General features: G+C 39.7%; 12 protein-coding genes and 1 other RNA gene. 10 read left to right on the plus strand and 3 right to left on the minus strand.

Going from position 1 to position 17,187, the window contains the following annotated elements:
• Positions 1-2: 2 nt before the first annotated feature.
• The 4 genes from dnaE (at position 3) to DO88_RS07650 (ending at position 6,202) form a co-directional block, all read left to right on the plus strand.
• A complete protein-coding gene (gene dnaE, locus DO88_RS07665; protein WP_033039712.1) occupies positions 3-3,494 on the plus strand; it encodes a DNA polymerase III subunit alpha in 3,492 nt (1,163 codons plus the stop codon).
• 16 nt (positions 3,495-3,510) lie between these two features.
• The gene (gene accA, locus DO88_RS07660; RefSeq protein ID WP_002958297.1) at positions 3,511-4,467 is read left to right on the plus strand and encodes an acetyl-CoA carboxylase carboxyl transferase subunit alpha; all 957 of its coding nucleotides are present in this window, start codon (positions 3,511-3,513) and stop codon (positions 4,465-4,467) included.
• An 83-nt stretch (positions 4,468-4,550) separates the two neighbouring features.
• Entirely contained in the window at positions 4,551-5,855 is a 1,305-nt protein-coding gene (gene tilS / locus DO88_RS07655) for a tRNA lysidine(34) synthetase TilS (protein ID WP_033039715.1), read from the plus strand.
• Entirely contained in the window at positions 5,855-6,202 is a 348-nt protein-coding gene (locus DO88_RS07650) for a hypothetical protein (protein ID WP_033039717.1), read from the plus strand. The genes tilS and DO88_RS07650 overlap by 1 nt, the downstream gene beginning before the upstream one ends.
• Positions 6,203-6,311: 109 nt before the next feature.
• Here DO88_RS07650 and DO88_RS07645 read toward each other — a convergent pair whose 3' ends face one another.
• A complete protein-coding gene (locus DO88_RS07645; protein ID WP_033028546.1) occupies positions 6,312-7,208 on the minus strand; it encodes a GGDEF domain-containing protein in 897 nt (298 codons plus the stop codon).
• A 133-nt stretch (positions 7,209-7,341) separates the two neighbouring features.
• On the opposite strand from DO88_RS07645, the gene DO88_RS07640 reads away from it, so the two are divergent.
• Positions 7,342-9,315: a monovalent cation:proton antiporter-2 (CPA2) family protein gene (locus DO88_RS07640; RefSeq protein WP_033039722.1), complete on the plus strand. Its 1,974-nt coding sequence runs from the start codon at positions 7,342-7,344 to the stop codon at positions 9,313-9,315.
• Between the two features lie 15 nt (positions 9,316-9,330).
• On the opposite strand, the gene DO88_RS07635 is transcribed toward DO88_RS07640, so the two are convergent.
• Entirely contained in the window at positions 9,331-10,476 is a 1,146-nt protein-coding gene (locus DO88_RS07635; RefSeq protein WP_007376790.1) for a patatin-like phospholipase family protein, read from the minus strand.
• A gap of 239 nt (positions 10,477-10,715) precedes the next feature.
• Between DO88_RS07635 and DO88_RS07630 the strand changes: the two genes are divergently transcribed.
• The 4 genes from DO88_RS07630 to DO88_RS07620 all read left to right on the plus strand — a co-directional run bounded on the left by DO88_RS07630 (position 10,716) and on the right by DO88_RS07620 (position 15,050).
• Positions 10,716-11,594 (plus strand): DUF3014 domain-containing protein, encoded by an 879-nt coding sequence (locus DO88_RS07630; protein ID WP_033039724.1) that lies wholly within the window; start codon positions 10,716-10,718, stop codon positions 11,592-11,594.
• Between the two features lie 138 nt (positions 11,595-11,732).
• Positions 11,733-11,829, plus strand: an RNA gene (ffs, locus tag DO88_RS18755) — signal recognition particle sRNA small type.
• 409 nt (positions 11,830-12,238) lie between these two features.
• Entirely contained in the window at positions 12,239-13,363 is a 1,125-nt protein-coding gene (locus DO88_RS07625; protein ID WP_007376788.1) for a helix-turn-helix domain-containing protein, read from the plus strand.
• A gap of 238 nt (positions 13,364-13,601) precedes the next feature.
• Positions 13,602-15,050: a S41 family peptidase gene (locus DO88_RS07620; RefSeq protein WP_033039766.1), complete on the plus strand. Its 1,449-nt coding sequence runs from the start codon at positions 13,602-13,604 to the stop codon at positions 15,048-15,050.
• Positions 15,051-15,575: 525 nt separating this feature from the next.
• Here the strand turns inward: DO88_RS07620 and DO88_RS07615 are convergent.
• Positions 15,576-16,037: a carboxymuconolactone decarboxylase family protein gene (locus DO88_RS07615; protein ID WP_033039725.1), complete on the minus strand. Its 462-nt coding sequence runs from the start codon at positions 16,035-16,037 to the stop codon at positions 15,576-15,578.
• Between the two features lie 111 nt (positions 16,038-16,148).
• On the opposite strand from DO88_RS07615, the gene DO88_RS07610 reads away from it, so the two are divergent.
• A complete protein-coding gene (locus DO88_RS07610) occupies positions 16,149-17,063 on the plus strand; it encodes a LysR family transcriptional regulator (protein ID WP_033039727.1) in 915 nt (304 codons plus the stop codon).
• Positions 17,064-17,187 lie beyond the last annotated feature (124 nt).

The raw sequence follows: 17,187 nt of genomic DNA on the forward strand, positions 1-17,187 counted from the left end.
GCATGGCTGCTCCTGATTTTGTTCATTTAAGAGTTCATTCAGACTTTTCGATGGTTGATGGCCTTGCTAAAACAAAGCCAATAGTCGCAAAAGCGCAAGAGCTGCAAATGCCAGCCATTGCAATTACTGATCAAATGAACTTTTGTGGTTTAGTGCGTTTTTATGGCGCCACGCATAATGCAGGTATTAAACCTATAGTGGGTGCTGACTTTTGGGTTCGTAGCCCAGAATTTCCTGACGAGCCAAGCCGCTTAACCATATTAGCCAAAGACAACGACGGCTATAAAAATATTACCTTGCTGATATCTAAAGCGTATCAGCGTGGGCATGTATTTCATCGCCCTGTGATTGACCGCGAGTGGTTAGTTGAGCTAAAAGCAGGCTTAATTATTCTCTCAGGCGCTAAAGACGGTGACTTAGGTAAAGCGTTATTAAAAAATAATCCGACTGTAATTGAATCGGTTGTTAGTTTTTATAAGCAGCATTTTAGCGATAACTACTACCTAGAGCTTGTTCGCACCAATCGACCGCTTGAAGAAGATTACTTACACATGGCGGTAGAGCTTGCTGCTATAGAGCAGCTACCGGTTGTAGCGACCAACGAAGTGGTGTTTTTAAAGCCCGAAAACTTTGAAGCGCACGAAATTCGTGTTGCTATTTTTGATGGTTACACGCTCGATGATAAGCGCCGCCCTAAACGGTTCTCTGAAGAACAATATCTAAAAACACCAGAGCAAATGGCTGAGCTTTTTAGCGATATTCCAGAAGCCCTACAAAATACCGTAGAAATCGCTAAGCGTTGTAATGTAACTGTGCAATTAGGTACTTACTTTTTACCTGATTACCCAACCGGCTCGCTTAAAATTGAAGACTTTTTAGTTAAAGTGTCACAAGACGGCCTAGAAGAGCGACTACAGTTTTTATTCCCCGACGAAGAAGATAGAAAAGTAAAACGTGTTGAATACGATGAGCGTCTTGCAATTGAACTCGGTGTAATCAACCAAATGGGATTCCCAGGTTACTTCTTAATCGTAATGGAGTTTATTCAGTGGAGTAAAGATAATAATATTCCAGTTGGACCTGGTCGTGGTTCAGGTGCGGGTTCGTTAGTTGCGTACGCACTTAAAATTACCGACCTTGATCCACTTGAGTTTGACTTACTCTTTGAGCGATTCTTAAACCCTGAACGTGTATCAATGCCCGATTTCGACGTCGATTTTTGTATGGATAGACGAGACGAAGTAATTGATCACGTGTCGGCTTTGTATGGTCGAGATGCGGTTTCGCAAATTATTACCTTTGGTACCATGGCTGCAAAAGCGGTAATACGCGATGTAGGGCGAGTGCTTGGCCATCCTTACGGGTTTGTTGATCGAATTTCAAAATTGATTCCGGGTGACCCCGGTATGACACTTGCCAAAGCGTTTGATGTAGAACCACGCTTGCAAGAAGCCTACGATGGCGACAATGAGGTAAAAGATTTAATCGACATGTGTCGCATCCTTGAAGGGTGTACACGTAATGCCGGTAAGCATGCGGGTGGCGTAGTAATATCGCCAACCACTATTACCGACTTCGCTGCGCTTTATTGCGATGACGAAGGTAAGTTTCCAGTAACACAGTTTGATAAAAACGATGTAGAAACAGCCGGCTTAGTTAAGTTCGATTTCTTGGGTTTACGTACACTGACTATATTGCAGTGGGCGGTCGATATGACCAATGTGCGCATGAAGCGCCAAGGTAAAGACCCCGTTGATATAAACACCATTCCACTGGATGATAAAAAAAGTATTGAGTTGCTACTTCGAGCCGAAACGACAGCTGTATTCCAGCTAGAGTCGCGTGGTATGAAAGACTTAGTACGCCGCCTTAAGCCCGACTGCTTTGAAGATATGATTGCACTTGTGGCCTTGTTCCGCCCAGGTCCGCTGCAATCAGGCATGGTAGATAACTTTATCGACCGAAAACTGGGCCGAGAAGAAATCTCATACCCAGATGCGCAGTATCAGCACGAAAGCTTAAAACCAATACTTGATCCAACCTACGGCATTATTTTGTATCAAGAACAAGTAATGCAAATTGCGCAAGTACTGGCAGGTTACACGCTAGGTGGCGCCGACATGCTGCGTCGTGCAATGGGTAAGAAAAAACCCGAAGAAATGGCAAAGCAGCGTTCAACGTTTGAAGATGGCGCAAGAAATAACGGCATTGACGGCGAGCTTGCGATAAAAATCTTCGACTTGGTAGAAAAGTTCGCAGGTTACGGTTTTAACAAATCTCACTCAGCAGCTTACGCACTCGTATCGTATCAAACATTGTGGATGAAAACGCATCACCCTGCAGAGTTTATGGCTGCGGTAATGTCGGCCGATATGGATAACACCGACAAAATAGTTATTTTAGTGGATGAATGTGAAAACATGAAGCTCACCTTATTACCACCAGACGTAAATGCAGGTGAGTTTAAGTTTACAGTAAACCTTGAAGGTGAAATTGTTTACGGCATTGGCGCGATAAAAGGTGTGGGTGAGGCACCGGTTGAAGCAATTTTAGAAGCGCGTGCAAAAGGCGGCCCATTTAAAGATTTATTTGATTTTTGTGCTCGTGTTGATTTAAAACGCTTAAATAAACGTGTTACTGAAAAATTAATTTACGCAGGTGCTTTGGATCAATTAGGACCAGAGAAAACCCAATCTGGGCGTGCTACATTACTAGCCAGTTTAAAAGATGCTATGCGTGCGGCCGATCAACACAACAAAGCTGAGCAATTAGGACAAAGTGACTTATTTGGTTTATTAGCCACTGAGCCTGATGAAGTTGAACAAGCTTTTATTAAAGCCACAGGGCTTACTGATAACGAGTGGTTAGATGGCGAAAAAGAGACGCTAGGCCTTTATTTAACTGGGCATCCAATAAATCAGTACCGCCGTGAGCTTAGGCATTACACTAGCGGAAAAATAGTTGATTTACAGCCAACTAATCGTGATGTGTTTGCAACGGCCGCTGGTTTAGTTATTGCTTCTAGGGTATTAATTAATAAAAAAGGAAATCGTTGGGCCTTAGTAACTTTAGATGACAAGAGTGCACGGATTGATGTACGCTTGTATTCAGACGAGTTTGAAAAGTACCAAGATATGCTCCAAGTTAACAATATCTTGGTAATATCTGGACAGGTCAGCTTTGATAACTTCTCCGGTGGTATTACAATGACCGCCAGAGAAATAAACACCATTGCTCAAGCGCGTGAAAAGCGTATTAAAGCGATTAAAATGACGCTGAACATGGTGCAAATCGAGGCAGGTTTCTTCGATAAATTACAAAAAGTACTCGAACCCTATAAAATGGGAACGTGTCCGATCAAGGTTTATTACCAACGTCCAGATGCGTTGGCGCAATTAACTCTTGGGATCGAATGGTGTGTTACGCCAAGTGACGACTTAATCCATAAGTTATCACTAATGGCTGCGCAAGATGTAGAACTAGAATTTAACTAATTAGGTAGTTTAGAGCATGAGCCTCAATTATCTTGATTTTGAGCTTCCAATTGCAGAATTAGAAGCAAAAATTGAAGAATTACAAAGTATCAGCCGCGCTGGCGAATTAGACCTTGAGTTAGAAGAGGAAGTCAGCAAATTAAAAGAAAAAAGTGCCAAACAAAAACAGGAGATTTTTTCTAATTTAGGCGCTTGGCAAGTATCACAGTTAGCACGTCATCCGTTGCGTCCTTACACTCGAGATTATATCGAGCGCATTTTCACGGAATTTGACGAGTTTGCTGGCGATCGTACTTTTGCTAACGATCCAGCTATTTTAGGTGGCATTGCGCGTTTAGATGGCGAACCAGTAATGGTTATTGGCCAACAAAAAGGTCGTGATACTGCTGAAAAAATTAAACGTAACTTTGGTATGCCAAAGCCAGAAGGTTACCGTAAAGCATTACGCTTAATGGAAATGGCTGAGCGTTTTAAAATGCCAATCATGACCTTTATTGACACACCAGGTGCATACCCAGGTGTTGGCGCTGAAGAACGTGGTCAATCTGAAGCAATCGCACGTAACTTAAAAGTAATGGCGTCACTTAAAGTGCCGACAATATGTACGGTTATTGGTGAAGGCGGTTCAGGTGGTGCATTAGCAATTGGTGTTGGCGACAGAGTTAACATGTTGCAGTACAGCACTTATTCTGTAATTTCGCCTGAAGGTTGTGCGTCTATTCTTTGGAAAAGCGCTGACAAAGCACCGCTTGCAGCAGAAGCAATGGGTGTAACTGCAGAGCGCGTTAAAGAGCTAGACTTAATCAACAACTTAGTTGATGAGCCTCTAGGTGGTGCACATCGTAATTACGATGCTATGGCACGTAACTTAAAAGTACGCCTTAAGCGTGACCTAGCAGACTTACAAGCGCTTACGCTTGAAGAAATGCTTGATCAACGTTACAAACGTTTAATGTCGTTTGGTTATTGCTAAACACATTAATTGTTAAAAAAAAGCCGCTTATGCGGCTTTTTTGCTTTAAAATGTTCAGAGTTTTTATATAAAAGTGCGGCCATATGCATACAACAGCAATTTATCAGCAATTAAAAAAATCACTAAATAGCTATATTGAGCAAGGTAACACTGTTTTTACTGTGGCGCTTTCTGGTGGTGTTGATTCTGTGGTGTTGCTGCATTTAATGCGTGCTTTAAGAGCCGATAACCCTGCAATTGATGTATCGGCTATTTATGTTCACCATGGCTTGAGCCAGTATGCCGATGACTGGCAACGCTTTTGCAAAAACGTATGTATTGAGCTTGATGTGCCTTTTAAAGCCGCAAAAGTTGTAATTGAGCAGCAGTCGCGTACGAGCCTTGAAGCCCAAGCTCGCGATGCACGTTACAAAGCACTTGATGAGCTAAGCCCACAAGGCAGCATTGTTTTATTGGGCCAACATTTAAACGACCAAGTAGAAACGTTTTTACTACGCTTAAAGCGTGGCTCGGGTTTAAAAGGGCTTGGCGCCATGCACCAAGTGCGTTTGCTGCAAAGTGGCCGTGTATGTTTTAGGCCATTGTTAAACGTAAAGCGAAGCGATATAGAAGCGTTTGCGGCGCAGTTTAATATTAAGCATATTACTGATGACTCTAATACAGATGAGCGCTTTGATCGAAACTTCTTACGTTCCAAAGTTATTCCATTATTAGCCGAACGCTTTAATGGGTTTGAGCAATGTACAGCGCGAAGTATTGAGCTACTGCAGCAACAACAAACATTACTAGATGAATATACTCAGCTTGATTTAAATAAGTGTATTAACCAGCATCAAGCATTGTGTATTAATAAAATAAGCGAATACAGCACTGCGCGCATTGCAAATATAGTGCGTGCGTGGCTTGCATTATTTACACAAATTATGCCATCTCAAAAACAACTTGAGCAAATTATTAATCAAGCTATGTGCGCTAAGAGCGATTCGCAAATGCTTATTGATTTGGCTGGTGGGCAAGTACGTCGCCATCAAGGCTATTTGTATTTTGTGAATCCATATCAAATCTTACAAGATCAAATGCTTGTAAGTGATGAGCTTAAGTTTAATGATGACCGTTTGCTAATAAAAAAAAATGGCAAGGGTATTCGACCGCCGTTTAAGCATGAAAAAGTTACTGTGCGTTTTAACTGTAACAATGCGCGGATCAAACCGGAAAAAAAACCAGGTGGTAATACATTAAAACATTGGTTTAAAGATGCAAAAGTAGCCCCTTGGTTACGTGCTAATGTGCCATTAATTTTTTATAATGACGAATTGGTTCAAGTGGTTGGCTACTTTATGAGTGCCAATCATCTTGACGAAACAGGTATTTTTTGGGAGTGTAAATAATGACAGAACAACCACATGTAGGCTTGTCACTAGTAAACAAAGCACCACTGGGGATGTTAGTTACAGCTATCGTCGCGGTATTAGCTAATGCCTTGTTTTCGCTTAACCTAATTACTTTGGGTCACGCTATTGCTGGTGGAATATTATGTGGTGCATTATTACTGGCTTATTGGTTAGGTAAAGGTGGGCTGTTTTTTGTTTTAGGAGTGAGTACGCCGTTAATTTTAGTTTTATTCACGCCAATTGCAAAGAGTGCTGCATTACTTAACTTAGTGAGTGGTTTCTTTTTTGGTTTTTGCTTAGTGCTTGTTATATATGGATTTTTACCAATAAAGTCAGAGCGTTAAGTCATGCTTTTTAGTGTGTTGTCCTGAGTTTTAAACAGGACAATACAGCAAAATAAAAAAGCCTAACGGGGGAAGTTAGACTCTTTTATTTTAAATGTATTTTTAAATTTTAATATGCTTTAGCACAGTTTCTGCCCGAGGCCTTTGCTTTATACAGCCCTTTATCTGCGCGAGAAAATATCTCATTATCACAATCTTGACTGCTTGCTAAGGTAAAACCTATGCTGGTTGTTACGCCATATTGCGACATTAAACTTGATTCTCTAACAAGGCGCATGATCCGTTCAGCAACTACTTTGTTAGTTGTAAACTCAGGGTCTTCGATTAAAATTGAGAACTCATCGCCGCCAAACCTAAATACTGAGTCTGTACCACGAATACTGCTACATAAAACTTTAGCGAATTCTTTCAATGTATCGTCGCCCACTTTATGACCAAAGTTATCGTTAACTTGTTTAAAGTTATCTAAGTCGAGCAGCATTAAGCTAAAAGGACGTTGGTAGCGGCGACAATTTTCGAGTTTTTGCGACAAAATATCATTAAATTGACTACGGTTATTTAATCCCGTTAAGGTATCTTTTGTCGCAAGTTTTAATACTCGGCTATACATCATCGCATTTCGAAGTGGGTAAATTAATGCGGTATGTAAAACGCGTAATTTTTTTTCAATTACAGCACTAAGAGGATATTTACTAAAGTAAATTAGTTGCCCTAAGTGTTCTGCTGCTATTGTTAAGTCAAAAATATAGGGTGTATTGTTTGTATCACTATCTGATGTTTGCGCTGTGCCAAGCGTCGATTGAAACTGTATACCCGAAAAGTTTAGCAATTGTTTTGCGAACTTAGCATACATAGCTAAAACATCTTCAATAACTAAACTAGTTTGTAGTTCAGTAACAAGTTCGTGTGTTTCAGTTGGTTCATCTACACGTGTGTGTTCTGCCGAGAACGGCAAAAAATCACCGCGACCTGATACACGTTGTGTCAAAATATGGACGTTTTCCATTAAATTCTCCCCCGAGGGTGTTGCTTTACAATTACTAAGCTATTTCTATGCCATATTTTAAAACTGGCCGAAAAACAGATGGTTGCTATATTTAATGTAAGTCCCTTGGTTTAATTCAAGCGTGAGGTTCAGTTTGCAGAGTATTAATGTTCAATTTTTTGGCTTATTAGTTGTTGCAGTACTTTTTGTATGGTTTTTTAAGCGCATTGGATTGCCGCCTATTTTGGCGTATCTAGCAACAGGGGTTTTAGCTGGCAGCCATGGTATTGGTTGGATGGCACACACGCACGAAATCGACTTTGTGGCAGAGCTTGGTATTGTATTTTTGTTATTTAGCTTAGGGTTAGAGTTTTCTATTTCACGTTTAATGGCAATGCGCAATATTGTGTTTGGCCTTGGGTCACTACAAGTAGTTGTGACCAGCCTGATACTTATTGTTGTTTTATATTGCTTAAATTTCAGCTTATTAACTAGCTTTGCTATTAGTATCATTATGGCGCTTTCATCCACTGCCGTGGTGGTTAAGTTATTAAAAGAAACCGGCGAGCTAAACCAGCGTCGTGGACAACTAGCCGTTGGTGTATTGTTATTTCAAGATATAGCGGTTGTTCCCTTGCTTATTATCCTTCCTTTATTAGCATCTAGCGATTCACAAAGCATTAGTTGGGCGCTTGCTTTTGCATTAACTAAAGGCGCATTTGTTTGCCTATTGTTATGGGCTATAGGCAAATGGATACTGCCTAAAGTATTTAACGAAATAGCGCTAGTACGCACTGATGAGTTATTTGTGCTTACAACATTACTGGTTGCGTTATTTGCCGCGTTGCTAACATATATGTTTGGTCTATCAATGGCTCTTGGCGCTTTTTTAGCCGGTATGATGTTGGGCGAGAGTCATTACAGACACCAACTAGAGGCTGATATAAGGCCCTTTCGCGATATTTTAATGGGCCTTTTTTTTGTAACTGTCGGCATGCAGCTTGATTTATTATATGTGTTTAGTAATGGCTTATTTATAATTGGTGCGTTACTTGGCTTATTAATTTTAAAAATAACCGTTGTTGCAATAAGCGCGCAGTTTATGGGTGAGCGAAGACAAGATGCATTGGCTTGTGCAATTATGCTTTGGCAAATGGGGGAGTTTGGTTTTGTACTTATTGCCTTAAGTGGACAACAGCAATTATTAACGAGTGATCAAACCTCATTTTTAATTGCATTGGGTGTACTTTCAATGGCCTTTACACCATTTTTAATTGATAAAACACCGCTTATTTTAAAACGTTTAGGCGTATTAAAACGCGCAAGTATGGGATGGGAAAATGAACCTAAAAGTAGCGCGCTTTACAGTAATCATGTTGTTATTTGTGGCTTTTCAAGAGTTGGGCAAACCATTGCGCGGTTTTTAAAACCAGAGGCAATAGAATATGTCGCTATTGAGAGTAACCCAATACTCGTTCAAGAAGGTAAAGCCGCTGGAGAACCCGTAATATTTGGACACGTTAAACAAAAAGACATTTTAAAATGTGCAGGGGTAGAGCGTGCACGCTTAGTCATTATTACCTTTACTGAATTTGAGCAAACACAAATAGTAATAGACGCTATAAAGCAAATAGCGCCCGACGTTAAAATACTTGTACGCACGCGAGATGACAGTCAGCTCGAAAAGTTAAAAGAATTGGGGGTAACCGAAGTTGTGCCCGAAACTTTAGAAGCAAGTTTAATGTTAGTGTCGCATGTTTTATCTATGTCGGGTGTACCCATGAGCCGAATTGTTAGGCGTGTAAGTAAAGAGCGCCGTAATCGCTATAAATTTTTGCAAAGCTTTTTTTCCGGTGAGCACATTGATAGCGATGAAAATAATAGCGATAGATTAGAATACCTGCATGTTATAGCTTTGCCCGATAAAGCGTTTGCTGTAAATAAAAGTATTAGTGAGCTTAATTTAACAAAACGAAGAGTGTTTATAAAAGCGTTACGCAGGCAAGATCGCGAAATAGACGCTCCATCGGATCAAACCTTATTACTGGCTAACGATATATTAGTACTGCAAGGAAAACCAAGGCGCGTTGAGCGAGTAGAGCACTACCTGCTCGACGGAATAGAATAACGTTTCTGTTTGGGCTTAATCTAGTTCTAAAAACTTGCGTATCTCCGGTAATTTTTTCATACCGTCTTCATAGCCAATTTGCATTAAATGCTGGGTGTAGCGTTTTTCAAACAATAGATAACTGGTTAAGCTCGATTGCGAATGCTTTTTTACACCTATGGTACGTAGCAATACTTTAATAGCCCATGGCATATCGTTGTAATACTGCGCTGCAATGGCATTAAAATTTTGCGAAGGGTTAATTACAAACGTATCAATTTGTTTAAGCTCTTGATGTTTATCGCGTGCAGGTAATAGCCCTAGGGTTCGGTTAATACGGTCCAAACGTTCTAAATCCGATTGCATAGTGTCGGTAAATACACTGTCGAGTAAATGCCCTGCAACAGCAGAAAGCCCTGGGTAATGCGCAGAGTAACCCGGTGGGTGTAATTCTTTAGGTTGATCGACCCCAATAATAAATATTTTTTCAGCGCCTAAGTGAATCGATGGACTAAGCGGTGAAAGCTGATGTATAGAGCCATCACCAAAGTAATGGTTATAAATATTTACGCTAGGAAATACCATCGGAATGGCACTCGACGCCATTAAATGCTCAACATTAATGCGCGTAGCACGACCCTCGCGTTTAGCACGCTGCCAAGATGTTTGCGTATTAGATTGAAAAAATGCAACCGAGTCACCCGTTGTATAACTTGAGGCCGTAATAGACAGCGCATCTAAATAATTACGATGTAAATTGCGTTCAATGCGGTGTAAATCTAAAATTTCGTTTAATAAACTACGAAGAGGGCGATTATTTAGCAAGCTAGCAGGCGGGTGATTAATATGCTCCGACTGAAAGCTTGTTAAAATATTACGCGCAATATGACCAAACACACTTAAAAAGTCGCTTTTGTACACCATAGAGGTTGAAAAGTTTTTCCAAACAGATTCGAGCTTTCGTACAGCCAAATGCGCACACGAGGCGTAACATGCTAACGCTGCAGAATTAATTGCCCCAGCTGAGGTGCCATTTATTACCCTAAATGGTAATGGAGCTGTACGCGGCATGCTATGAGCGAGTGCTTTTAGTACGCCCACTTGGTAAGCAGCACGTGCGCCACCACCTGTAAGTAACAAGGCTATTTTAGGTTTTTTGGGATCAACTTGCTTGATTTTCATATTGGTGGTTAAACTGTTCTACGTCTTTGCTTTATTTATTCACTGTAAGTCTTTAAGCTAGAAGAATCAAAGGATAACTGCCCTTATACTCATTACATTATTTAACTTTACAATTTAGCGCTTAACCTTTGAGCTATTATTGCCGTGTTATTAAATGTCATAGTATGTGTGTCAGAATGAATTTAATCCACTTAGCGTATTCTAAGTGATATCGCATTTTAATTTTTTATGGAGTTCGTATGTCAGATAAACCAGAAGTGTCAGATGTTCAAAAACGTCCACCTAATAACAATCTTCTTTTTGCCGTTATTATTTTAATAGTCGTAGCATGCGCGGCTGCCTTCGTATTACTTAAACCAAGTGATGAAAAAGTAACACGCACAGAGGTAGAGCCGCCAGTTAAAGAGCAGCCAATAATGGAGCTTAAACCAGAAATTGCTCCTATTATTGATACTCCTTCTGCAGTAAAACCAGAGGAACCTAAAGAACTTGAAGTGCCAACACAACGCGCTGTTGAGCCTGCCCCAAAAGTAGAACCATTAGTGACGCTTGACGAAAGTGACACGGTGGTTGTTGCTAAAATGGATGAGTACTTAAGTGATTCTGTGATGAGCTTAATGATAACCGACGATGTGATTCGCCGTGGTGTTGTATTTATAGATAACATTGCCCAAGGCAAAATCGCCAAAAAGCATACACCTGTTATTAAGCCAGAAGAGAGTTTTAGCGTAACAGAAGGAGATATTTTAACGATTGATCCTAATAGCTATGAGCGTTATACACCGTATGTAAAAGTATTCACCAGTATGAGTGCAGCTCAAGCAGTGCGTATGTACGAAGAATATAAACCGCTTATTAATAGTGCATACACTGAAATAGGTTACGGCGATGATGAGTTTAATCAAACCCTAACCGATGCAATTGATTTGTTACTTGATACGCCAGAACCTGAGGGCGACTTACCATTACTTCGTAATTCAGTAACATATCAATATGCATTTTCAGAGTGGGAGCAATTACCAGCTGCACAAAAACAACTTTTACGCATGGGCCCTGAGAACATGAAAAAAGTAAAAGCAGCATTACGTAATATTAAAACTCAGTTAGAGAGCAATTAATACGCATTAAAACAGCTAAATGCACCGCGATTGTATATGAAGTATGCAATCGCACTTTCTTTTTAGATTACCCCTTGAATAACAGAGCAAAAGTAGAGATAATCCCCCCGCGCCAACCAAGGCCCTCAATGGTAGTCTTATTGGTCCTCTCGCAACACTAGCAGGCGAACCTGGTCAGGCCCGGAAGGGAGCAGCCACAGTTTGTGACGTGTGTGCCGAGATGTGGCTGGTAAGACTGCCACCCAAATTCCTCATTTGGGTGTTAAACCTCTTATATAATTTAACCTAAAGCACATTAATAAAAATTTATTTTTTATTTCATTACCCATGCCATCACACACTTTAAAATAAACTCAGCAAGTTCTACTTAAATAACATACTGTAAAAGCAATTAAGCGTAGCAAGTTAGCATTCAATACAATCAGTGTCTTTGTATAGTAATTAATGGTCGATTTAGAGCGATCGGCGGACGGTCAAGAATTGCAAAGTATGAAGTCAAGATTTGATCTCGTTGGCTCTGTTTTCTGGAATCACCTCTACAGCTCAAACTGAATAAAATGTCAGACACAGCTAACAATAAGTTTAGCAATCTGCTAACCTAGCAACATTAAACATCTACCTAATTTCTATTTACAACTATCCCCATGCTGTTTACTTCCTTGCCAATGCAATATCTTCATGCCATCGGAACATTCCAAGGCATTTTATTAGCAGCAATGCTTTTGTTTAGTGCTGGCGTTAACAATACTGGGCGCATAATGGGCGTTTGGTGTCTTTTTCAAGCATTTTATTTCTGCAGCCCTTTGATTGTAGTGCATGCTGAGGATACTGTTTTTGCCAATTTAATTGGATGGGGCTACTTTGTTCCCGCCAGCTTTGGTGCATTTTTATATTTATATTTTCGGTCAGCGATAATTAAAAAGTCATTCCATTTAAAGGATGGTATTCACGCTACGCCGTTATTACTTTGTCTTCTCTTAAATATAGATTTTTTATTTTCTACCCCGACTGAAAAAATCAACATCGCTAATAACGCTTTTCACAAAGAAAATATCCAACTGCTGACTCAGATTATTATGTTCGTACAGGCATTTTTTTATTTAGCATTGAGTGTCAAACTGATAACTAAAAGTGGACGCCATGCGCGTGATACGCTTTCCAACTTTAATCCCAAAATATTTACCTTGTTATGGATAGTATTAAATTTGTACGCAGGAATGTTGCTGACAGAAGCTGTCAGCACAATAATCGGTGCAAATTCTACTTTGGCTATTGCTAGTGATCTCATTGCCTTTACTTTGATATACAGCGTTTCGATGGCTCAGTGGCGTGAGCCAAACTTATTTGTCATTGATAACTTGGGTGAAACTCCAGCGGAAGCACTCAACTCGACAACCAAGGCACAATGCTTCGACTCTAATACTAGAGCTAAATTATTAGAAAACATTGTTCAATATATGGAAGAAGAGCAACCTTATCTAGAAAGTGAACTTACCTTAGATGCGCTAGCAAGATATACCAACCTTAGTAGTCATCACTTATCTGAAATCCTCAATCAGCAAGCAAATAAGAACTTTTATCAATTTGTTAACGAATACAGAATAAAAACAGTCTGTTCTCAAATCTCTTCTAATCCAAAAGAGAGACTTATTGATCTAGCTCTATCTGCTGGGTTTTCCTCAAAAAGTACCTTTAATGCCGTTTTCAAGCAATTCAAAGGAATGACCCCAAGCCAGTATAGGAAACAACTGAAACTCGATAGTGAATAAGTGCGAACCGACCGAATCGCACGTCCAACTCGTCAAAATCAGACGCTTTTTCTCATGAACACCTCTTTAATACAGCTCCTAATCGCCGTGGATAAAACGTTTGGTGAATATTTATTAACCTCGGGTACGAGTAGCTACTTTTGCCGCTGTATCAAGCAAACTTGAAAATTATTTGCAAGTGGATAACAAGGTTCATCAGTCGATTTATATAGTGGAAAAGAGAAATGAGGACAAAAAATTGAAGAATATAATTTTAATTTTGCTTATTGCGTTTGTAGTTGGCTGCACTAGCTTGAATGAACCAAAGCCATTTGCAAAAAACACAATAACGCAAGAAGGTAATACTCAGACTAACCTGTCTTCATCTGGCAAGATAGTGAGCATTAAGGCATTAAAAAGCAACCTGACTGAGCTAAGTGAACGCCTTGATACGATCCACCCAGATCCGGGCTTTACTATGGATGTATCTGAAGTTAAATCGCAGATAGAATCCTTGTCAGAAGGTATAACTTCACCCATGACACATTATGAAGCATGGAAATACTTCTCTCAGCTGAATCCTTACTTTAAAGATGGACACATGCTAATTGCTTCGCCACAGCTTGATGAGCAATTTAAGAGCCACATTCAGAAAGGTGGTCGTCTATTTCCATTTGACGTAATGATAGATGCATCCCAACGTTTGCTTGTGGCGGAAACTCTTGAGGGCTATTCAGATATTAAAATCGGTGATGAGATTACCTCAGTCAACGGAGTTAGGGCATCAAAAATAATTGAAACTATGTTGGCAAGAATGTATGGCGACTCATTAGAGTTTAGGGCTGCTTTTACTGCCAGTCGATTTAACAAAATGTACTGGTTACTGTTTGGTAGTAGCAAAGATTATCAAATTGAGTTTATGCATAAAAATAAGCGCAAGCAATTATCTATAATGGGTGTCAGTGATGACCCAGAAAATCACAATGGTGGTGTGAGGGAATTTGTCCAAAGTCGAATACTAGACAATGACATAGGGTATTTGCGTGTCGATCGCTTTTTTTATTCTCAAGAACAAGAACAACCTTTTTTCACATTTCTAGATGAAACATGGCAGGCGTTTAAAGATGCGAACGTCAAAGATGTGATTATCGACGTTCGCCACAACCCGGGGGGGACCGATCACTATTGGCAGCAAGGTATTGCACCTTACATTGCGAGCAAGCCATTTCCATTTCTGTCAAACTTTAAAATTCGTATGACGGAACGAAATATTAAACTAGGACCTATTCAGGGTAAACAAGGTGAGATTATTGAAGGCACATTTAATCAATTAGTGCCTGTCGACGCGCATAAGGGTTTAAAGATACCTGGACGGGCATATTTACTAATGGGGCCGCTCAGTTATTCATCCACTATTTTTTTTTTAACCTCACTACAGGACTCTCGACAAGCTGTCATTGCGGGTCACTCAAATGTAAGGTCTTGCACTACTGGGCGTATAGAAACTCATGTTTTGTCTGGTTCTAATTTAGAACTAACCATGCCGACACTTATCTTTACTCGCCCATCTGGAAAAGAGCATTGTCAGCAACCTATCGAACCAGATGTTTATTTGTCGAACCAAGTAATAAATTCGAATGAGGCAGTGGAAGACTTAGCAAAATACATTACCGCTAATAGGCAAACGACTATTAACACGCTCCAATAAATATGTCATAAAAGCTTATGACTGTTATATAAACTGAAATCGAATGGAAAATACTATGCAAAATATTGCGAATTTTCAGAAAGCCAGACAAATCCAGACTTTAGACGTTATAGCTCCTGAAGCTCCTGAAGCTCCTGACCGTCTGCAAATAGCACATTGTAGTGGTACAGTGATTTTGGCCACCCATTACTTGAAGGTAAGCCATGAATACACTCATTGAACAAGTCAAAACTGAAATAATTTACAGTGGTTGCTTATCAAGCCAAATTTAAGTGTAATAACGACATAACAAACGCTGAGCAGTGCAGGGACAGCTTAGATGCGATGGACACGCCAATTAAATTGGCTAGATATTGGTTAGGCCATAAAAAGCAAATTCCCATAGCATAAACAACACCTGCTCTGACACACCGAGCAGGTAGCGCCTCAGCCCAACAAGCGATTATGCAACACAAACTGCGTGTTGCATAAATACTAAAGTGTTATGTGTCAGGCAGCGATTAATGACGCCGAATAGTGAATCTACTAATGTTGTCCAACTTGATAATTACCGGCCTCAAAGCCAAAAGATTTTGCCAAACGATTCCAAGAATTAATTTGTACGATTGATAAGGTTAAATTTGAAATATCATCTTGGCTGAAATATTTTTTCAAGTTAGTAAACGATTGTTGCCTTTGGTCTGTAGAGTCATTGAGCTTTGTGACAGACTCAGTCCATTCCAGTAATGCTTGCTCTGATTCGTTATAAAAGTTCGTTTCTTTCCATGCCGACGATGAGTAAATACGCAATTCACTTTCACCCGCAGCAATAGCTTCTTTAAAGTGCATTTCAATGCAGTAAGCGCACTGGTTTATCACTGAGACCCTGTATCTCAACACCTCCATAAAAGACTCATCAATAATGTTTAAGCTCTTGATGTATTTCTCTGTTTGCATCATGCAGTTCATTAAATTCTCGGGTATATTTTCAAAAGGTACTCTCGGCATATTTTTTCTCGCTTGTGTAAATGAGTGACGCGATACATTGTATGCCTATCAAATAATGATTAGAATATATGCTATAAGCCAAACAATCTTGCATAAAACGCAAAGGTTATTATGTTAAAGTCTGTTCGTATATTTTTAAAGGTCGTTGAGTTGGGTAGCTTTTCTAAAGCTGCCAAAGTATTAAATATGGCTCCGTCATCAGTTACTCGTGCCATTGATAATCTTGAATATGAGCTGAAATCCGAGCTATTTAAACGTAGCACGCGCCAATTATTACTGACAGATAAGGGCTATATTTTTTTAGAGGGAGCCTCTAATCTGGTCTCTAATTGTGATTCTATACTTATGTCTATGACTGACAGTCATAAAGAGCCTGAAGGAAATTTGAGGGTTTCAGTGTTTGAGAGTTTTGGTCGGTTAAGTGTTTGTCCCATAATCCCTGAATTCTTGAAAAAATACCCAAAGATAGCAATTGAAATTGAGCTAGAGAATAAGGTGGTTGATCTAGCAGGGGAAAATATTGATTTGGCAATTTGTATAGGAACACCGAAAGATTCGAGTTTAAAATTTTGTAACATTATCCCAAATCATACCTTTGTTTGTGCGTCACCAGATTACTTGTCAAAAAATGACAATATTGAAAAACCTGAAGATTTGTCATTACATAATTGCTTATTACTCAATCAAGAGAGGCGAAGAACTTACTGGCATTTTAAAAAAAATCGTCGTAAGACTAAGGTCTTAGTTAGTGGTAATCTTAAATCAAAAGGCGGCACACCCTTATTGGAGGCAGCCTTGTGTGGTCTTGGTGTCGTTCAGCTTTCAAACTGGATAGTATCTGACTATGTGAAAAGTGGGCAGCTTGTGGTTTGCTTACGAGATTGGGAGCCGCTTCTTAATGAGCAGTCTAGTGGTAGCGTTTATGCTGTATATAAACAAGGTATATATAAAAATCCAATTATAAGGCTATTTCTTGACTATCTAGTTGAAAAAACACATAACAAGTTACTGCATCGGACGTGGTAGAGTTACTCTTTTTAGGAACGTATACCACTATTTTTAATTGAATGTTTTTTAACCTTCAATCCCTCTGTTCGCTGTGATCTAATAGGCATTATTCACCCATGGTAAACTGTTATGGCACTTTTTT

Source organism: Pseudoalteromonas sp. S3431, assembly GCF_000690035.1.
In the GTDB taxonomy this organism is placed as follows: Bacteria; Pseudomonadota; Gammaproteobacteria; order Enterobacterales; family Alteromonadaceae; genus Pseudoalteromonas; species Pseudoalteromonas fuliginea.